We start from the raw sequence: 17,730 nt of genomic DNA on the forward strand, positions 1-17,730 counted from the left end.
GAGCGACCGCACGGACCCGGAGAACAACCGGAAGGAGCTGGAAGAAGTGACAGAAGCCTCCGACTTTCGACCGCTGCCGGCGGCCACGGGCACACCCATGGCCCACCTGCACAGCGAGACCCCGGCGGTGTTTCGCCGGATGGGCTCGGACTGGCCGGCCGTCAGCACCTGGACGTTCCGTCACATCGCCTCCCTCGCCCCGTCGCTGCCGGTGCAGCTCGTCAAGGGCAACAGGGAGAAGGACCACACGGCATTCACCGAGTCGACGCTGGGCGAGTACCTGGATTCCCTGACTGTGGGTTCTCTGACCGGGGAATCCCCGGACGGTGACGATCGGACCTACCTGAAGGAGTTCGACCTGCTCCAGCGGTTCCCCGGGCTTCGGGACGATCTGAGTGCGTTGTGGCAAAGGGAGTCCCTGTTCGGTGAGCAGGGGCTTCGTCGTGTGCGGGGCATGATCGCGGCGGGGTAGGGGCAGGCAGCGGACGGCTTGTTGTGGATCGAGGAGGGTGCGATGCCGTCGGTGCTGAGGTTGATGGAACAGCGTGAGGCGCGGGCGAGGCAGGATCTGGAGTCCTGGACGGAGGTCCTGGAGCAGGCTCAGGCGGAGGTGGATGCCGCGCGGGAGCGGGTCGAGCGGGCCCGGGTGGGGCGTGAGGAACTTGTGTCGGTGCTGGCTGGGGAGAGCCCGGTGAATACGCCGGTTCTGGTGCCGTCTGGTGGCGAGATGGCTGCTGCCCTGGGGTCGAGCGGCTCCGGCGTGGGGCATGGTGAGCGGCCGCCGGTGTGGCGGTCGGGCATGGGCGAGGAGGTGCTCAGCGGCCTGTATCGGGAGGTGTTCGCCGCGATGGTGGCCGCTTCGGGGCCGGTGAACGGGGTGGAACTGACGCGGGCGGTGGGCCGGGAAGCGGAGATCAAGAACGAGGTGGAGAAGATCCGGCACCGTGCCTACGTGCTGGAGAAGCGGGGCTGGCTGGTGCGGGCGAACGACGGACGGTTCATGCCCGCGCCCGGGGCAGTCGGCCGGGACGCTTCTCCGGCCAGCGCGGAGCGTCTGCGGCCAGGCGCCGGGACAGTCTGATCACGGCGGCCCACCACACCATCTGGGCGTGGTGGTCGGGGCGGCGTTCGTGGTCGCGGTTGAGGCGGCGTGAGCGGGCCAGCCAGCTCAGCGTCCGCTCCACGACCCACCTGCGGGCCAGTACGACAAATCCGCGTTGCCCGTCGCAGCGGCGCACGACCTCGGTCCGGACTCCGTGACGGGCGAACGCCCTCGCCAGCGCCGGACCCTGGTAGGCACTGTCGACCCACACCAGTTGCAGCAGCCGTCCCGGCTGCTGCATGAACGTCTCCAGCAGTGCGGGGGCGGCCTTGGAGTCGTGCACATCGGCCGTGGTCACGGTCACTTCCAGGAGCAGACCCTCGGTGTCGGTCAGGATGTGACGCTTGCGGCCGTCACGTGACTTGCCGCCGTCGTATCCGCGACTGTCCTCGCCGACGGTCTCGGAGGCGTCCACCGACTGACTGTCGATGATCCCGGCACTGGGCTCGGCGTTGCGGCCTGAGCGTTCCCTCGCCGAATGTCGCAGGCGTTCGTACAGCTCACGCGCATAGTCGTAGGCCCGCCAGCGGCGGAAGAAGTCGTAGACCGCCCGCCAGTACGGAAAATCGACCGGCAGAGCCGTCCACTTCACGCCGTTGTCGACCAGGTAGCGCACCGCGTCGAGCATTGTCCGGTGGCAGTACGCCTCGGGGCGCCCGCCCCGCTTCAGGAGCCAGGCCGGCACCGGCATCGCGGCGCGGACCTCGGCCCACTCCGCATCCGTCATGTCACTGGGATAGCAGGCTGCCCGCCGTCCCGGAGCGAGCGAACCGAACCGGTGCACGTAGCAGTCACACCCAGGGGTGACCGCGGTGGACGCAGGCACAGAGATGCTGCTCAACTGATCGGGCAACGGGCTTCCTTGGTCGTGCTGGTGTCGTAACCGCGTCACTACCAAGGGGCCCGTTCTCTCATGCCCGCGACCGCACCCGAACCTCCGTCCAGATGATCACCCGCGCCGCACACCTCGAACGAAATCCGGTTAGCCACAACGCACTCAGCCGGGCAGCCTTCGCCGGGATTGGGGCCAGGGTCAGGATCACCCGGGCGTCTGCCCTGGTCAGGCCACCTTCCTTGCCCTGGAAGGCGTGCAGTGCGGCGGGGTAGTACTCGCGCAGCAGTGAGCGGACCTGGTTGGCAACCTGCTGGCGGCTCCAGACCGCGTCCTGCTGAGCGCGCGCCAGTACCGCGATGGCCTGGGCGAGTTCGCTGTCGGCGGGCAGCGGCCGGTGCGCGTGCCGGTCGGTGCGCAGGATGTTCGCCAGGACCAGGGCGTCGCCGGGATCGGACTTCTTGCGGCTGACACCGTGGCGGTCACGGTAGCGGGAGGCGGCCAGCGGGTTGATCGCGAAGACCTCGCGGCTGCCGGTGCGCAGGACGGCGACGAGCAGGCCGTGGCTGGTCTCGACGGCGATGGGTATCGGGTTCTCCGGGCTGTCGCCGTGTTCGGCCAAGAGGTCCAGGAGCTTGTGGTAGCCGGCTGCGTCGTCGCTGATGCGGGCTTTGGCGAGCTGGGTGCCGGTGTCGTCGACGAAGGCGACGTCGTGGTGGCGCTCCGCCCAGTCGATGCCGCAGGACACGTTCAAGCTGTCCTCCTGGATCCGTTCGTTTGTGCAGGTCACGAGCACATGCGGGTCACGCGGCGCCCTAATCCCAGGACTCACAGGTCCGCCATCTCAGTAGCCGTTCGCGACACCAGCGCACCCCAGGGGCTCGGTCTATTGCAGAGCTCACGGGCTCGCGGATGGAAGCAAGAGGTAGTCCCTGGAGCGGGCTCGCGCCGTGACGGTCAACGTCCGGCCAGCAGCCGTGAGTTTCGTGGTGATCACGGAGACACCGGGCTGTGCCGCTCTTGACAGAGGCCTCGAAGGACCCGGGGAAACGGAGGCATCAGCCCGGTGCCCGCGTCATCACCGCGATGCACCGACGGGGGTGGGTTCCGTGGCGGTGGCGAAGGCGCCGGGTCTCGCCGCTCTATGCGAAGGCCTCTGGGGCCAGGCTGGCAACAGGCGTTGCCCGACGCCCATGTCACCGCCACGGAACCCACCGGGTGGACAGCGGCACCAATCTCAAAGCGGGTCTCCAGGACCAAGAGGGCCGAAGGCGTTCCGCCGTCCGTCGCAAGCCGCCTGTCGGCCCCTTGTGGGGACCAGACCGAACCGCTCACACCCTGGATTAGGAGAAACGTGCGCTCCTGGCGGCCCGCGCCGCATCGGCAAGGGGTCCGTGGTCGGGCCGACCACGAATCGACAAGGGGGCCTGCTTTGACCCTTGCAGCCCCGGTTCGTCCGTTCCGGCTCAGGGTGGAGGGTTCTCTGTCCTCTGTCCACAGGCTGGCGGGCCGACCCTGCTGGCACGTCACCGTGATCGGCACGGCGACCGTACGTCAGGAGCTGCCTGTGTCCCCCATCGTTCCCTCGCTGCCCCCGCACCTGGTCCAGCTCGGCTTCGACTACGTCCTGGCCGTGGAGGCCGGAGACGACGTCCAGGCCGCGCGTCGACCCGCGCTGACGACATGACACGGGCCGGTGACGGAACGGCTCGACTTGTTCCAGATGGAGCTCCATCAGCCAGCAGGGCCCGACCCGGCTCGGCGGTCATGCCGGGCGCAGGGGCTCGAGCAGAGTGAGCGCCGAATGAGCCGGTTTTCCCTCCGCCGGGGGCATGGCGCTGAGGCTGCGCAGTCGTTCGTTGCGCTGCTCCAGGGCCTGGGCGGTGGTGGGGAAGAGGGTGGCGCCGCCCTGGCTGACCAGCCCCTGGTTCGCGGTCACGAATTGCCGGGTGTCGCGTTCGTAGGCGGCGAAGCCCGCGCCGTGACCCCGGTCCGCGAGGCAGCCGGCGAGCATGTACGCGCCGACGAGCGCGAGGCTGGTGCCCTGTCCGGTGAGGAACGAGGGCGCGTACGCGGCGTCGCCGACCAGCGCGACCCTGCCGCTGGACCAGCGGGGCATGCGGATCTGGCTGACCCCGTCGAAGAACAGGTCCTCCGCCTCGCGCAGGGCTGCCAGCATGCCCGGGACCTCCCATCCCGCGTCGGCGAAGACCTCGGCGACCAGGTCGCGTTGGGCCTGCGGGCCCCGGAACACGTCCATGGGCGGCTCCGGCCGGGCGAAGTTCAGGAAGGCGTGCACCTCGTCGTCGTCCCACACGGCGTACAGTGCCGCGGCCCTGCCCGGGGCGTTCCACATCACGGTCTCGTGGGAGAGCCCGAAGGTGTTGCGCATGGTGAACACAGCGAAGCAGTAGCCGAGGTAGCGGTGGAACTGCTCTTCGGGGCCGAACAGCATCTCCCGGGTGCGCGAGTGCATGCCGTCCGCACCGAACACCATGTCGAACGTACGGCTGCCGCCCCCGTGGAAGGTGACGTCGACCCCGTGTTCGCCCTGGTCGAGGGTGTCGATGGAGTCGTTGAACAGGAACTCCACGTCGTCACGGACCGCCGTGTACAGCGCTTGTGTCAGATCCCCGCGCCGTACCTCCAGGTCCCGTCCCGCGACGCCGCCGGTGACGGCATGCGGGTGAAGGGAGGTCACCTCGCTGCCGTCCGAGTCGAGGAAGGTCAGCCGCCGCAGGTCGATGTGCGCGTCCCGCAGCCGCGGCAGGATCCCCATCCTTCGGACGACTTCCAGTGCGGTGCCGCGCACGTCAATGGGATAGCCACCCCCACGCAGGGTGGGTGCCTTCTCCACGACCGTGACCGCGTATCCGTAGCGGTTCAGCCAGAACGCGAGGGCGGGCCCCGCGATGCCGGCCCCGGATATCAGGACCTTGCGCCTCGGCGTGCTAGGGACATCCGTCAGCTGATCGGTGAGGGTCATTCCTTGACTCCTTTGGGCATGGTGCGAGTGACGAACAGGGCCAGCGACGTGACGACGCCGGCTACGACGAAGCCGGTGACGTAGGCCGATTCGGCCGCGACCTGCGACCCGGAAGGGGTTGCGGCGGTGAGGAGCGCACCACCGAGCTGCCCGCCCACGGCGTAGCCGAGTACGCGGCTCACCAGGATCAGGCTGGTGGCGATGCCGGTGTCCTTGGCATCGACGGCCGTGGCAGTGCTGGTCATCATCGCCGTGACGCACAGGCCGTTGGCCAGCGCGATCAGCGCCTTGCCGACGACGAGGTGCCAGACCTCGGTGTGCACGGACGCCAGGACGACCAGGGAGACGGCCATCATGACGACCCCGGTGTTGACCACGGCACGCGAGCCGAAACGCCGGTCCCCGATACCGCCGAGCGGCCCGGCCAGCGTCGCGGCGACGGCGCCGGGCAGCAGGAAGAAGCCGATCTCGGTGGCGCCGGCGCTGAATCCGTACCCGTCGCCGCGCTCGTCGAGCAGCTGCGGAACGAGATAGACCGCCATCGAGGTGCCGAGGCAGATCACGAATGTCAGCGCACACGCCTTCCAGATCGCGGGCCGTGCCAGCATGTGCAGATCGATCATCGGAGAGGCCGCACGCCGTTCGACGGACACCCAACCGGTGACGAAGACGGCCAGAAAGACGACGAGGGCGCCGAGCACGAGTGGTTGCGAGGCCGCTTCGGGCGCCAACGCGAGTACGAGCATGAGCGTGACCAGTGTCCCGCTCAGAAGTAGCAGGCCGGGCCAGTCGATGTCGGCGCCGTCGGACCCGCCCGGCTGGTCGGACGGCATGAGCCTGTTCACGAGCAGGGTGGCCCCGATGACCGCGATCGTGGGCAGCGCGAACATCCAGTGCCGGGGGAGCTGTTCCGCCACCGGCCCGGCCGACAGCATGCCGACCATCCCTCCCCCGACGAAGAGTCCGCTGACCACCCCGATGGCAACCTTCGACTCTCCCGGGGGCAGGTTTCTGCGCACGACGATGAACGACAGGGGAAGCGCGCCCACCATCGCCCCTTGCAGCACCTGGCCGAGCAGCAGCACGGGCAGGTTCGGGGCCAGGGCGGACACCGTGCCGCCGACCGCGACAAGTGCCATCAGCCGGATCAGGACCCGTTTCCCGCCGTAGCGGTCGCCGAACTTGCCTGCCAACGGCGTGATGAGTGCCCCGGTGATGAGGAGCACGATGCTGAGCAGCGCCCCTTCGGACTGGCTCATGTCCAGTTCGCGTTCCAGGAGCGGGATCGTCGGTGACACCACCGACTCCAGAGCGCCGGCGGACAGTGCCAGTAGACCGAGGGCTCCGACAGCGGCCTTCCCGATGGGGGCCGGGGGAGCCAGGGTTGTGGTCATGAGTGTCCTTTCCGTCATTGCCCGGGTGAGGAAGGGGGCAGTGGGGGGCGCGCACGGCATGTGGCGCTGCCGCCCCGCGGCTTGTGCCGGACGCGGGCAAGGGCCACCGCGGCACGGTGTGCGCTGCTCCGCGGCCCGAGGGACGGGAGCCGATACGGGGTGGGAGCCGGGTACGGGGGCCGATGCGATGCCGGCTGCCGCCCCGGATGGGCTAGGACCAGCGGCGCAGCGTGGCCCGGGCCGGCAGCGTGACCGCCGGCAGGGCCAGGCCGCCGGCGGCGACCGCGAAGCATCCGTACACCAGCGGGGGCACGTACGGCATGTCACCGGTCACGCCGCTCATCATCGGGATCAGCGTGGCCGCGGCGATCGCGGAGCCGAGGACCACGCCCACCACAGCGGCCGGCAGGCCCTCCCGGCGGAGCATCGTCATCACCTGACGCCGGGTGGAGCCGGCGAGGCGCAGCATGCCCAGCTCGCGGCGGCGGTCCAGGACCGTCATCACGCTCCTCGCCGTTGCCGGTGACGACGTACGTGTTCTGGTCCGCCGCCGCGACGACCGGCGCGTTCGCGTACCGTTTTGGCGGCACGGAGGCGCGCAGGCTGGTCTCGAGCAGGATTTTGCAGGCCGAGACGATCCGTGCGGACATCAACAGCGCGAGGAAGGTCCCCACGAAGGACGCGGGCTTGAAGCGCACGGCCTCACGGGCGAGTCCGTTGGGGCGCGTCACGCCGCCGCCCTCGCCATCGCACCGGAGCGGGAGGCGCGCGAGGTGAGCACGGCCATCCGTGCCGCGATCTGCTCCGCCGAACCGCGCTCGAGGTGGTCGGCGAAGGCGCCGTCGGCGAGGAACCGCACACGGTCGCCCAGGCGGCCGCGGCCGGGTCGTGGCTGACCTGGACAACGGTGGCGCCCAGAGCGTCCACCGCGTTGCGCAGCAGGCCGAGGACCTCGGCGGCGGTGCCGGTGTCGAGGCCGCCGGTGGGTTCGTCCGCGAAGATCACGTCGGGGCTGGTGACCAGGGCGCGGGCGACGGCCACGCGTTGCTGCTCACCGCCGGAGAGCTCTCCGGGCCGGCGCTTCGCCTTGTCGGCGAGTCCGACCTGGGCGAGCACCGCCTGCGCCTGGCGCCGAACCTGGCGCTGCCCGGCCAGGCGCACGGGCATCAGCACGTTCTGCTCCACGGTCAGCGACGGCAGCAGGTTGAACACCTGGAAGACGAAGCCGAGGCGGCTGCGGCGCAGCTCGGTGAGCTCGTTCTGGCTCATGCCGGTGATCTCCGTGCCGCCGAGGCGCACGGATCCCGCCGTCGGCCGGTCGAGCCCGGCGGCGCACTGCAGGAAGGTGGACTTGCCGGACCCGGACGGGCCCATGACCGCGGTGAACGTGCCGCGCGGCAGGGCGAGGTCGATGCCCGCGAGGGCGTGCACCGTGCCCGCCCCGCGGCCGTACTGCCGCCGGACGTCGCGCAGTTCGACGGCGAGAGGGACCGTGGCGGCCGAGACCTCGGGCCGGTTGTCCGCCTTCTGCCGCTTGCCCCTGCGTAGCCTCATGTCCCGTCTCCCTCTCACATGCACCCTCTGTGACGGGTGAAGAGTGCGGGGACGGCCTTGCGCCGGGCGTCATACCGGGGAGCCAATGTGGGGGTGCTACCGCGGTAGGGGGTGGAGGAGGGGCGGGGGCGGTCCTACTCGCCCGGAGCGACCAGCCCCGACTCGTAGGCGAAGACCACCGCCTGGGCGCGGTCGCGCAGGTCGAGCTTGGTCAGGACACGGCTGACGTGTGTCTTCACCGTCTGCTCAGCCAGCACCAGCGTCTGCGCGATCTCCCCGTTCGACTGCCCGCGGGCCACCAGCGTGAGGACCTCGGTCTCACGTTCCGTCAGGCGTTTGAGCCGCAGCGCGGGCTTGCCCCGGACGGCGGGACGCTGCCTGGCGAAGTCCGCGATGAGGCGGCGCGTCACGGAAGGGGCGAGCAGCGCGTCGCCCGAGGCCACGACGCGGACCGCCGCGATGAGGTCGGCCGGCGGCGCATCCTTGAGGAGGAATCCGCTCGCGCCCGCCCGGAGCGCCTCGTAGACGTAGTCGTCGACGTCGAAGGTGGTGAGCATCAGGACACGCGGCCGGTGTGTCACACCGGGTGCCGGCTCCAGGAGGCGGCGTGCTGCCTCCAGCCCGTCCATCTCGGGCATCCGCACGTCCATCAGCACGACGTCCGGGTGGGTACGCCGGCTCAGCTCGACGCCCTGCGCGCCGTCGGGGGCCTCGCCCACCACGTCGATGTCGCTCTGGGCGGCAAGCAGGGCGGCGAAGCCGGCCCGCACCATGGCCTGGTCGTCGACGATGATGACGCGCGTCGTCATGTGAAGTCCTTTTCAGTCAAGGAAGTTCAGGGGAAGTCGGGCGGCGACCCGGAAGCCGCCGTCCGGCAGCGGCCCCGTGTCCAGGCTGCCTCCGACGAGCCGCACCCGCTCGCGCATGCCGACGAGGCCGTGCCCAGTGCCGCCCACCTCCAGCGGCCCGTCGGGCGGCTGGGGCGGCGGTCCGTTGACGACCAGGACGGTGAGCCGCGCACCGTCCTGCGGATCGGACGCCGTCACCGACAGCGACACCTGCGTGCGGGCACCCGGCGCGTGCCGCACGACGTTCGAGAGAGCCTCCTGGACGATCCGGTACGCGGACAGGCCGACCGCCTCGGGCACCTCGACGTCGCAGGGGGTGAACTCCACCGGCCCGCGGGCCCTCGCCGTCACTTCCACCAGCTGCCCGATCTGCGCCAGGCCCGGCTGGGGCACGAGCTCGCCGTGCGCCTCCTCGTTGCGCAGCACGCCGAGGAGCCGTCGCATGTCGCCGAGCGACTCGCGCGCGGTCGCCGCGATGGACGTGAACTCCTCCCGCACGTCCGGCGGCAGCCTGTCGAGGCGGTACTCCGCGGTGTCCGCCTGCACCGTGATGACGGACATGTGGTGTGCCACCACGTCGTGCAGCTCACGGGCGATCCGGGCGCGCTCCTCCAGCAGCGTCCGCCGGCCACGCTCGGCCTCGCTGATCGTCTCCTGCTCGACCAGCCTGCGCTGCGCCTCGGACCGCTCGCGCAGCGCACCGCCCAGCAGGAGCGCGACGCCCCCGAGGATGGTGAACAGCAGGCCCATGGCACCGAAGCCATGGGGCGCGACGAACCCCAGGGCCACGTTCGCGGCGGCCGTGGCCAGCCACACCAGCAGCAGTGTCCGACGCCGCTCGCGCAGCCCGAGGGCGAGGCAGAGGCCGACGTACCCGACGATCTCCATGGGCGGGAACGGCCACAGCAGCCGTTCCTGGAAGTCGACGGTGAGCAGGGCGAGCGCCCCGGCGACGTCCGCGACGAAGACCACGTACCAGGCCTGCAGCGGCCGTACGACGGCGAGCGGCAGCGGCGCGGCCTGCGCGACGGCCAAAGCGCCGGCCAAAGCGCCGGCGACGCCTCCGGTCAGGCCGTAGTCGGCGCTGAGGACCACGATGGTCGTGGGCAGCAGGGCGACGCACAGCACGAACGCCACGGCCCACGGCAGCAGCCGCACCCATCGCCGCGAAGCCCCCGCGAGCAGTGCGCGCGGGCGTTCCTCCTCCACTGAGGTCATGTGCACCAGCCTATGTGCGCCGCGACGGCGTCCGGAGTGGCGCAAGGCGTCGGCTCCTCATATGTCGGCACGCAGCGGTTCTCCCACATGTGCCGCAGGGCCTGACGGTAGGAGTCGACGAGGTCGGTCTGCGCGTAGGGATGCCGGGGTCGCGGCAGCGGGCCTTCACCATGGACTGGGCGAGCCTCAGGTGCGGGCGGGGCATGCCGGGGAACAGGTGGTGCTCGATCTGGTAGTTGAGGCCCCGCGGAACCAGTCGGTGAGGAAGCTGCCCCTGACGGTGCGGGACGTGAGGACCTGGAGCCGCAGGTGTCCCCCCTTCTCGCCGTCGGGGTCGGGCATGTCCGTCCCCTTGTGGTGGGGCGCGAAGGCCATGCCCAGGTGCAGCCCGAACCAGGCCTGGTGGAGCGCCGCGAAGACGAGTGCGTGCGTGAGCGGCATGGTCGTCAGGAGGAGGGTGACGTACGCGGCGACGTGGGCGACGAGGAGCGTGCCCTCCACCAGTCGTTCGCGGCCGGTCCGACGGCGCAGGTCCTGGAAGCCGTGGAGCTTCAACTTGCTCCTTATCTACCAAGATCTTCCTGGCTTGCCGATGGCCTTGAGGGTCTCGGGGCGTTTGAAGGTTTTGCCGACGTTGTAGCGGGGGGCTCGGTGTTTGTTCTTGGCACCGCGTGGCCGTCCGGGGCCGGTGCCTCCGAGTTTGGGAACACGGGCCGGGCAGGCGAGCTGAGCGCGGATGTTCCTGAACCCCCGGCGGACCCGGGCCGGGGTGGGCCGGTCGGAGGTGGCGGATTTCTCCCAGGGCCGGCGGAGGTCCATGGCGAGGGGGCGGGCGAGCCGGAGCTGGGTGTGCGCGACGATCAGGAGTCAGGTCCAGCGGTCCGCCAGCACGGTCCGCAGCCGGCCGATGTCGATCCGGCCGTGGTTTGCAACCCCTCGAAGCCCGAGCCCTCCTCGACACCGTGATGCAGGCCATATCACTCCGAAGTGCCCGCGAACTTCAGAAGGTTGCCAGCCGGTCAGACGCCGTCTGGAACCATCCCCCCACCCTATGACGCGGACGGTACATAAACGACAAGCCAAGACGCACGCGACGCGGGCTTGGACGTGCGCGGCGTCAGCGTTCAGCCCAGCGGTCGGCAGTACAGCGCGTCCGGGGTGCGCGACGAGCCCACACGGCCCGTGTACGCGATCCCGGCGGCGTATTCGCCGTCCGCGCACTGCCCCTTGTAGTGCCCCTGGGCGAAGTCACCGCCCTTGGGGGCGGAGCCTCGGTTGTCGCCCCGGTCGAACCAGACCGTGTGCCCACCGGTGCCCAGGGGCGGGCCGGGCGCGGCGGGCACGCACAGCGCGGCGGACACGGCCGCCCCGCGCACGCTGTAGCCGGTGAGGAAGTGCCGGTCGGGGCACTGGAGTTTGGTGTAGCCGCCCGCCCAGTCCCGGCCCGGTACGACATACCGCTCGTCGACGACCACCCGGTGCCCGGCGGCCGGGTCCCACCCGGGCCCGGCGGACACGTCCGAGCACAGGCCCCGATTGCCGGTGTGGCTCAGCCCAAGCAGGCGCAGCCCGTCCGGGCAGACGGCCTTACGGGCCCCGGGGTCCCAGTCGGGCAGGGCGCGCATGCGCCGCGAGGCGACGAAGTCACCGTGGTCCGGGCTGAGCATCACCCACTCCGGCACCGGGTCGACGTGACCGGTGCGGCCCGGGGCCCCGGTCAGCCGGGCCCAGGCGGCGGCCCGCCAGTCGTCACCGTCGTACACGCCCATACGGTCGCCAGCCGCGTCCCAGTGGAGCAGGGCCCAGCCGTTGCCGGTGCGGTTCTCGTGCCGTCCGACGAGGGGCCAGTACGCGAAGTCGGCGTCGGTACGGATGAGTTGGTCGACGAAGTTCTCGAACCAGGCCCGTGGCCGCACCCCGGTCTCCGCCCGGCCCCCGACGCCGAACTCGCTGATCCAGACCGGGGCGGTGAAGTGCCGGTTCTGCTCGCCGGTGACGAAGAACGCCTGCCGGGTCAGTACGTCGACCAGCTCGGCCGGGGTCAGATCGCGGTAGCGGGGGTCGCTGGTCTCGCCGATCCCGGTGGCGCCGCTGTGCCGGGGGCCGGTGTAGTCGTAGAAGTGGGCGGAGTAGACGAGCTTGCCGGAGTCCACGAGGGTGTGCGAGAGACGGCGTACGGGCTCCAGGGTGGGGCGTTCGTGGGGCAGGCCGTCGACGGGGACGCCGGTCCAGTTGATGCCCTCGACGATGATCAGCAGCTCGGGGTTGGCCTCCGTCAGGATGCGGTCGCCGACGCGCTGGGAGGCGGCGAACCAGTCGTGGGCGTCGCCGAGGCCCCAGTTGGCGTCGTCCCAGATGTCGCGGCGCACCTCGTTGTAGAGATCCGCGCCGACGACGCGCGGGTTGTCGCGGTAGCGGCGGGCCATGAACAGCCAGTCGTCCTCCCACTCCCGGTCCGAACGGCTCGCGTTCCAGCGTTCGTTGCCATCGACCCCGCAGTACCAACGGGTGGTGTTGGTGTGGTTGTTGAGGATGACGGCGAGACCGGCGGCGGTGAGGTCGCGAACCACGGCGTCGTACACCTGGAGGGGGGTCCGGCCGCGCAGGGCGGGGTTGGCGGCGACGGCGTCGTCCGTGACGGGGACGCCGTCGTGGATCATCTCGTTGGAAAACGGCAGCCGGACGCTGTTGATCCCGATCTCCCGGAACCCGGCGATGATCTCGGCGACCGGGGCGCGGTCGAGGCCCAGCGGTGTCCGGCCGGAGTTCTCCCCCGCGTGATGGTTCGCGTCCTCGTCCACGCTCCCCGAGCCGTTCCAAGTCCCGCTCGCGCCGTGCCAGTTGCCCGACCGCAGCTTGAAACGGTCGCCGTCCGCGTCGACGATCCAGCGGCCCCGCGTGCTCAGCGGGGCGGTCCAGCCGGCGGCGGACACCGCGGCACCGGCGGGCTCCTGCGCGTCCGCGGGGACGGACACCAGCGGCGACAACAGGAACACGGCGGCCAGCGCCGCCCTGACGAAGGTTCCCCGCACGGTGACCCTCCATGAGATCCACGAGATCCACGAGACCCGCCGGACGGGACCCGCCCGACACTGTTGTCATGGCGGCGTCATCATGGCGGGCGCCATGCGATTGGTCCAGGCCTGTGACCGCCCCCTCCCGTAATCGTCATGCGTAGGCCCTTCTCGCCCCGGGTCGAGAACTCAGCCTGTTTGCACGGCAGTTGGGAGGGGATGAAACCCCCGTGGGCGTTGAGGGGGAAGTCGGATGAAGTGGCGTCGGCGGTCGCGGTCGGGTGCACCCGATGACGGCCGCGGCACAGGTGGCACAGGCGACCCCGGCGACACCGCTCTCCAGCGGCGCGTGGGCGAGCTGTTCACCGAGGCGCAGGTGCTGATGCTCGGCGGGCGGCCCGCCGAGGGCGTGGCCCTGCAGCAGGAGGCCCGGGGGCTGATGTACGGCCTGATCGAGCGGAACCCGGCCGACCACGCGGCCAAGGAGATGCTCGGCAACCTGCTGTACGGCCTGGGCTCCACGCTGACCAGCGCGGGCGAACCGGGCGAGGCCCTCGACGCGCTCACGGAGTGCGCGGCCGTCTACGAGGAACTCGCCGCGTCGGCCGCGCCCGGCGAGGAGAGCGCGTCCACCATGGTGCCGCTCCTCGCCGACGTCCACGCGCGCAAGGCGCACGCGCTGGGCCACGGGGCGTCCGCCGTCGTCGAGTCGGACGAGGCCGTCGTCACCTGTCTGGAGCTCGACGCCGGTGAAGCCGCCAGGCCCATCTGCTCGACTTCCCCTGGGTCCTGAGCCTGAACGCGGGGTGCTCTACGACTGCGGCGACCGGGACCTCGCCGTCTGCTCGGCGGACCGGGCCGTCCGCTACTACATGACGGACAGGGCGAGGAGATCAACAGCGATCCCCTCGCGCGACCCTCCAGGTACGCGGTGCGTAGGTCGACGGCCATGTCGCCCGGGGCAGCGGGAAGGCGGCCGCCCTGGCCGCCCTTGGCCTTGGCGGCTCGCAGTCCCCTCGCCGACCGCGACACGTACTTCGCGGGGGGCGCGGAGGGATACACGAACTACCCCGCGATGACCGGCTCCTACTACTGATCTGGGCGCGCTCTTCAAGCGACTTGACAGCGTGTACGAGCCTGCGGTGCGCGAGTGGCAGAAGTACAAAGACCATCGACGCCACGTGCCGTCTCCGGCCACCTCCAGCCGGCTCAGCTCGACAGTCAGCGGGCGATTGAGATCGCGAAGGGTGTGAATCCGGCGGACCGGATGACGTGCGGTACGAACAGGATCGCGGCCTCTGTGGCGCGGGCGGTCTGGATCCCGCCGAGGTCGGTGATCCATTCCTTCTGCCAGCCGAGGTCGGTGAGCAGTTCGTGGACGGTCTGCTTGGCCTGCAGATCCTCACCGGAGAGGAACGCGGTGGGAGCCTGGACGAGCGTGGCCGGCGAGGTCATCACCGGGAAGAGCATGGTGTTGAGTGTCTTGACGACGCGCGTTTCGGGGAGCGCTTCCTGGAGTTGTTCGGCGAGGCTCGAGCCGGGGTGGAGCAGATCGGCGGGCAGTCCGTCCGGTCCGTCGGTGGTGGCGTTGGAGACGTCGACGAGGATCTTGTCCCGGAGTTCTTCACGCAGAGCGGCGAGCCGGTCCAGCGAACCGGCACCCGGGGTGGCGTTGATGACGATCCGGGCAGTCCGGACGGCGGCGACGCCCGACGTGCGGTCCGCCACGGTCACTTCGTGTCCCGCCCGGGCGAGGGCTGCCGCCAGGTTGCCGCCGACGCGACCGTTTCCGAGAACTGCGATCGTGGTCATGATGATCTGGTCCTTCCGTGCGTGCAGGGTGTGGTGCGCGGTCAGCGCGAGAGCGTGGCTGCGGCCTCGGCGTGGACGCCTGGCGCGGCGGCCAGGAAGCTCTGACTCTGCGGGGTCCAGGGGCGGCCCTCGGCATCGGAGATCCGTCCACCGGCCTCGGTGACGAGCAGCGCTCCGGGAAGCAGGTCCGCGCGGGCGCCGGCGAACTGCCAGAAGGCGTCGATGCGGCCGGCGGCCACGTTCAGCAGGTGCAAGGTGGCGGGCACGGCGACGCGCACGACGAGCGCGTCGAAGAGCATCGCGGTGATCGAGGAGCCGACGCGCCGCACGACCTTTTCGTCCTCGTCCGGCCGGGCCTGGCTGGTGGCCACGATGCTCAGGGCGAGGTCCGCGCTCTGGGAGACATGCAGCGGCCGGCCGTCGAGGTGCGCGCCCGCGCCGGTGAGCGCGGTGTAGGTCTCTCCGGTCAACGGCAGGTGGACCGCGGTGAGCACCGGCTGGTTCTCACGCACGAGGGTGGCGGTCACCGCCCACTCCGGCAGGGCGTGCAGGTGGTTCACGTTGCCCTCGGCCGGATCCACGACCCACCACTCGCCGGGCGGCAGCGCCCCGCCGTCCAGTTCGTCCTCCACCCAGCCGGCCGTCGGAAGCAGGCCCGTGAGGCGGGGACGCAGGATGTCGAGGGCCGCGTCGTCGTTGACGGCGAGCGCGCGCATCAACTCTTCGCGGCTCTGCGGGCTGGTCACCTCGCCGAAGCGCTGGCGCAGCGCCGAACCCGCCTCACGTACGGCGATCGCGGTCTGGGCGAGCAGGTCCGCGTCGGAGACGGCGACATCAGTGGTCTGGAGCGTTTCGGGCATGGTGGTATTCCCGTCTGAGAAGGGGTGTTGAGTCCGGTCGAGGGCCCAACTGCGCGTTCTTTCCTGCGCTTTCGCCTCAACGGTATGCAGCCCCACAGTTAACTTCAAATGCATGTCAGGCACGTCTAGGATTACCCACATGCAATTGGACTTGAACCTGCTCGCCGCCCTGGACGCGCTGCTGGAGGAGGGCAGTGTGGCCGGGGCGGCGGCGCGTCTGCATGTCACCGCCCCCGCGATGAGCCGGAGCCTGGGCCGGATTCGGCGCACGACCGGGGATCAGATCCTGGTGCGCACCGGCCGTACGATGGCCCCGACGCCGTATGCGATCGCCGTCCGGGAGCAGGTGCATGAGCTGCTGCACCAGGTCCAGGGGGTGCTGGCACCGAGCCGTGAACTCGATCTGGCAACGTTGGAGCGCACGTTCACACTCCGCTGGCACGATTCCCTGGTCGCCTTGAGCGGCCCCGCGTTGCTCGCCGCCGTCCGCGACCAGGCGCCGGGCGTGCGACTGCGCTTCGTCGCGGAATCGAGCACCGACACCCCGGAGTTGCGGCGCGGCGAGGTCGACCTGGAGGCGAACGCCAACCGCCCGAACGCACCGGACATTCGTGTCGAGAACGTGGGCGAGACCCACCTCGTCATCGTCATGAGGCAGGGGCACCCCCTCACCCGCGTCGGCACCGTCACCGCGAAGCGGTACGCCGCCGCCGAGCACATCACCGTCTCGCGGCGTGGAAACCTCGGGAATGCCATCGACGACGCCCTCGCGCGGCTCGGCCTCTCCCGCCGCGTGGTGGCGACAGTGCCCACGGAAGCGGCCGCGCTGGAGTTCGTGCGCGGCTCCGACAACCTGATCAGTGTCCCCGAAGCCACCACGCGGCCGGCGGCCGCCGACCTGGGCCTGGTGGTGCTCCCCCTCCCGCTCGAACTGCCGTCGGCACCGATATACCTGTCATGGCATCAGCGCTACGACACCGACCACGCCCACGCCTGGCTACGTCGGCTGGCACGAACCACCCTGGCCAGGTGCGGAGCCTCGTAGTCGGCGCCGTCAGGTCACCGCACCCGTACGTCCACGGTCCACGCGACCACCACGGCGATCTGCTGGACCGTCAGCGGCGGCGTGTCCGTGCGGGTGCCGGCCGTGGAAGGCAACGCCTTGCAGTCACGGGCTGGGTCTGCCACCACTCTGTCCGTCGCGGACTCCGACCTGGCCGTGCCGGCCCTCACCACCCGTAGCTTCTTGGAGTTGTTCGAGCTGGTCGGCCACCCGGCCCGGTGAGCCGACGAACTGGGTGTCGAGGCGATCCTGGACGAGGGCCCGGTCCTCGCCGGTCCATGGGTGGGCGCGCGCTTCCTCCGGCGTCGGGTACTCGATGGCGCCCTCGGCGGTGCGGATGCTGCGGACCCACGGACCGTAGCCGGTGGCGAGTGCGCGGGCGGTGTCGTCGTTCTCGGCGACGACGACGTCCGCCGAGACGCTGACGTACGGCTTGTCGAGGAACTCGGAAGGCTGGAAGAAGGGCCGGTAACCCTCCACCGCCTCCAGGACCATGGCCGTCGGTCGTCGATCTGCTCCGCGTAGTCCTGTGACTCGGCGCCCTGCAGGAGAAGCAGCCTCCGTTGCAGCGCGATACGGGGTGACCCGAGCAGATGCTCGAAGGAGAAACGGGGCGGAATCAACAGGCCGTTCGGAGTGCGGCCGTCGACGACCGGGGTCGCCTTCGGCAACGGTGCGGCCGGCTGTCCCGGCGGACGGCCGCCCGAGCGGCCCAGGCCCAGATCGAAGCGGCCGTTGGCGACGAGGTCGTGCTGGCGCGGGTCCGCGAGACCGCCCAGTGAGATCACGTCCAGGACGCCTGCGCGGAAGCATTCCTCGACGAAGTCGGCGAGTTGCTCGGAGGTTCCCGCGGCGGCCCAGTGTCCGGTGTCCTGTGCCGCGGTGATGAGTTCCCGCAGCGTGCAGCCCTGCCGCGCGCGCTTCTACCCCGCGGATGGCTCTGCGACGACCACCGGCCGTAGCCGATAACACAGGGCCACCCGAGTGAGCGCCCTACCCGCTACCGATCACTCCCACGGCTACCCGCTCCTGCTCGATTCCCGCCGC

The 17,730-nt window shown here is 70.7% G+C and carries 13 protein-coding genes and 6 pseudogenes; 4 read left to right on the forward strand and 15 right to left on the reverse strand.

What is annotated here, in order from left to right:
• The first annotated feature begins 46 nt into the window (after positions 1-46).
• Together SCAB_RS48160 and SCAB_RS00445 are read left to right on the forward strand one after the other, a co-directional pair.
• Entirely contained in the window at positions 47-472 is a 426-nt protein-coding gene (locus tag SCAB_RS48160) for a cupin domain-containing protein (RefSeq protein ID WP_012998071.1), read from the forward strand.
• Positions 473-514: 42 nt separating this feature from the next.
• A complete protein-coding gene (locus tag SCAB_RS00445; RefSeq protein ID WP_041668749.1) occupies positions 515-1,081 on the forward strand; it encodes a BAR domain-containing protein in 567 nt (188 codons plus the stop codon).
• Here the strand turns inward: SCAB_RS00445 and SCAB_RS00450 are convergent.
• The 11 genes and pseudogenes from SCAB_RS00450 to SCAB_RS00500 form a co-directional block, all read right to left on the reverse strand.
• On the reverse strand, positions 999-1,829 hold the full coding sequence (locus SCAB_RS00450; RefSeq protein ID WP_049875623.1) for an IS5 family transposase: 831 nt from the start codon (positions 1,827-1,829) through the stop codon (positions 999-1,001). The genes SCAB_RS00445 and SCAB_RS00450 overlap by 83 nt on opposite strands.
• A gap of 270 nt (positions 1,830-2,099) precedes the next feature.
• A pseudogene (locus SCAB_RS00455) lies at positions 2,100-2,703 on the reverse strand (IS110 family transposase); the annotation flags it as partial.
• Positions 2,704-3,699: 996 nt separating this feature from the next.
• The gene (locus SCAB_RS00460; protein ID WP_012998074.1) at positions 3,700-4,920 is read right to left on the reverse strand and encodes an FAD-dependent monooxygenase; all 1,221 of its coding nucleotides are present in this window, start codon (positions 4,918-4,920) and stop codon (positions 3,700-3,702) included.
• Positions 4,917-6,314, reverse strand: a complete 1,398-nt coding sequence (locus tag SCAB_RS00465) for an MFS transporter (protein ID WP_041668750.1) — start codon at positions 6,312-6,314, stop codon at positions 4,917-4,919. Before SCAB_RS00465 ends, SCAB_RS00460 begins: the two co-directional genes overlap by 4 nt.
• 211 nt (positions 6,315-6,525) lie before the next feature.
• A pseudogene (locus SCAB_RS00470) lies at positions 6,526-6,819 on the reverse strand (FtsX-like permease family protein); the annotation flags it as partial.
• Between the two features lie 222 nt (positions 6,820-7,041).
• Positions 7,042-7,868, reverse strand: a pseudogene (locus tag SCAB_RS00480) (ABC transporter ATP-binding protein).
• Between the two features lie 134 nt (positions 7,869-8,002).
• Positions 8,003-8,677, reverse strand: coding sequence for a response regulator (locus SCAB_RS00485; RefSeq protein ID WP_012998078.1), 675 nt, complete (start codon positions 8,675-8,677; stop codon positions 8,003-8,005).
• A gap of 12 nt (positions 8,678-8,689) precedes the next feature.
• On the reverse strand, positions 8,690-9,934 hold the full coding sequence (locus tag SCAB_RS00490; protein WP_049875630.1) for a sensor histidine kinase: 1,245 nt from the start codon (positions 9,932-9,934) through the stop codon (positions 8,690-8,692).
• Positions 9,931-10,489, reverse strand: a pseudogene (locus SCAB_RS00495) (fatty acid desaturase family protein); the annotation flags it as partial. The pseudogene SCAB_RS00495 and the gene SCAB_RS00490, both read right to left, overlap by 4 nt.
• Positions 10,490-10,501: 12 nt before the next feature.
• A pseudogene (locus SCAB_RS49195) lies at positions 10,502-10,837 on the reverse strand (NF041680 family putative transposase); the annotation flags it as partial.
• Positions 10,838-11,058: 221 nt separating this feature from the next.
• Positions 11,059-12,966 carry a glycoside hydrolase family 5 protein gene (locus SCAB_RS00500; RefSeq protein WP_012998081.1) on the reverse strand — a complete coding sequence of 636 codons (1,908 nt, stop codon included), beginning with the start codon at positions 12,964-12,966 and terminating at the stop codon, positions 11,059-11,061.
• Between the two features lie 331 nt (positions 12,967-13,297).
• On the opposite strand from SCAB_RS00500, the gene SCAB_RS00505 reads away from it, so the two are divergent.
• On the forward strand, positions 13,298-13,741 hold the full coding sequence (locus tag SCAB_RS00505; RefSeq protein WP_012998082.1) for a hypothetical protein: 444 nt from the start codon (positions 13,298-13,300) through the stop codon (positions 13,739-13,741).
• Between the two features lie 428 nt (positions 13,742-14,169).
• On the opposite strand, the gene SCAB_RS00510 is transcribed toward SCAB_RS00505, so the two are convergent.
• Positions 14,170-14,760, reverse strand: a complete 591-nt coding sequence (locus tag SCAB_RS00510) for an NADPH-dependent F420 reductase (RefSeq protein WP_012998083.1) — start codon at positions 14,758-14,760, stop codon at positions 14,170-14,172.
• A gap of 41 nt (positions 14,761-14,801) precedes the next feature.
• On the reverse strand, positions 14,802-15,620 hold the full coding sequence (locus SCAB_RS00515) for an inositol monophosphatase family protein (protein WP_012998084.1): 819 nt from the start codon (positions 15,618-15,620) through the stop codon (positions 14,802-14,804).
• Between the two features lie 139 nt (positions 15,621-15,759).
• Between SCAB_RS00515 and SCAB_RS00520 the strand changes: the two genes are divergently transcribed.
• The gene (locus SCAB_RS00520) at positions 15,760-16,665 is read left to right on the forward strand and encodes a LysR family transcriptional regulator (RefSeq protein ID WP_041668758.1); all 906 of its coding nucleotides are present in this window, start codon (positions 15,760-15,762) and stop codon (positions 16,663-16,665) included.
• Between the two features lie 14 nt (positions 16,666-16,679).
• Here the strand turns inward: SCAB_RS00520 and SCAB_RS48950 are convergent, their stop codons facing one another.
• A complete protein-coding gene (locus tag SCAB_RS48950) occupies positions 16,680-16,808 on the reverse strand; it encodes a hypothetical protein (RefSeq protein ID WP_267889145.1) in 129 nt (42 codons plus the stop codon).
• 40 nt (positions 16,809-16,848) lie between these two features.
• Positions 16,849-17,432, reverse strand: a pseudogene (locus SCAB_RS44240) (LLM class flavin-dependent oxidoreductase); the annotation flags it as partial.
• Positions 17,433-17,730 lie beyond the last annotated feature (298 nt).

The sequence above is a fragment of the Streptomyces scabiei 87.22 genome (assembly GCF_000091305.1).
GTDB classification, from domain to species: domain Bacteria; phylum Actinomycetota; class Actinomycetes; order Streptomycetales; family Streptomycetaceae; genus Streptomyces; species Streptomyces scabiei.

Bases quoted from the DNA above. Each gene is read 5' to 3' on its own strand.
- SCAB_RS00485 (WP_012998078.1), bottom strand. From the start codon at position 8,677: ATGACGACGCGCGTCATCATCGTCGACGACCAGGCCATGGTGCGGGCC.
- SCAB_RS00450 (WP_049875623.1), bottom strand. From the start codon at position 1,829: ATGACGGATGCGGAGTGGGCCGAGGTCCGCGCCGCGATGCCGGTGCCG.
- SCAB_RS00460 (WP_012998074.1), bottom strand. From the start codon at position 4,920: ATGACCCTCACCGATCAGCTGACGGATGTCCCTAGCACGCCGAGGCGC.
- SCAB_RS00490 (WP_049875630.1), bottom strand. From the start codon at position 9,934: ATGACCTCAGTGGAGGAGGAACGCCCGCGCGCACTGCTCGCGGGGGCT.
- SCAB_RS00515 (WP_012998084.1), bottom strand. From the start codon at position 15,620: ATGCCCGAAACGCTCCAGACCACTGATGTCGCCGTCTCCGACGCGGAC.
- SCAB_RS00510 (WP_012998083.1), bottom strand. From the start codon at position 14,760: ATGACCACGATCGCAGTTCTCGGAAACGGTCGCGTCGGCGGCAACCTG.
- SCAB_RS00445 (WP_041668749.1), top strand. From the start codon at position 515: ATGCCGTCGGTGCTGAGGTTGATGGAACAGCGTGAGGCGCGGGCGAGG.
- SCAB_RS00520 (WP_041668758.1), top strand. From the start codon at position 15,760: ATGCAATTGGACTTGAACCTGCTCGCCGCCCTGGACGCGCTGCTGGAG.
- SCAB_RS00465 (WP_041668750.1), bottom strand. From the start codon at position 6,314: ATGACCACAACCCTGGCTCCCCCGGCCCCCATCGGGAAGGCCGCTGTC.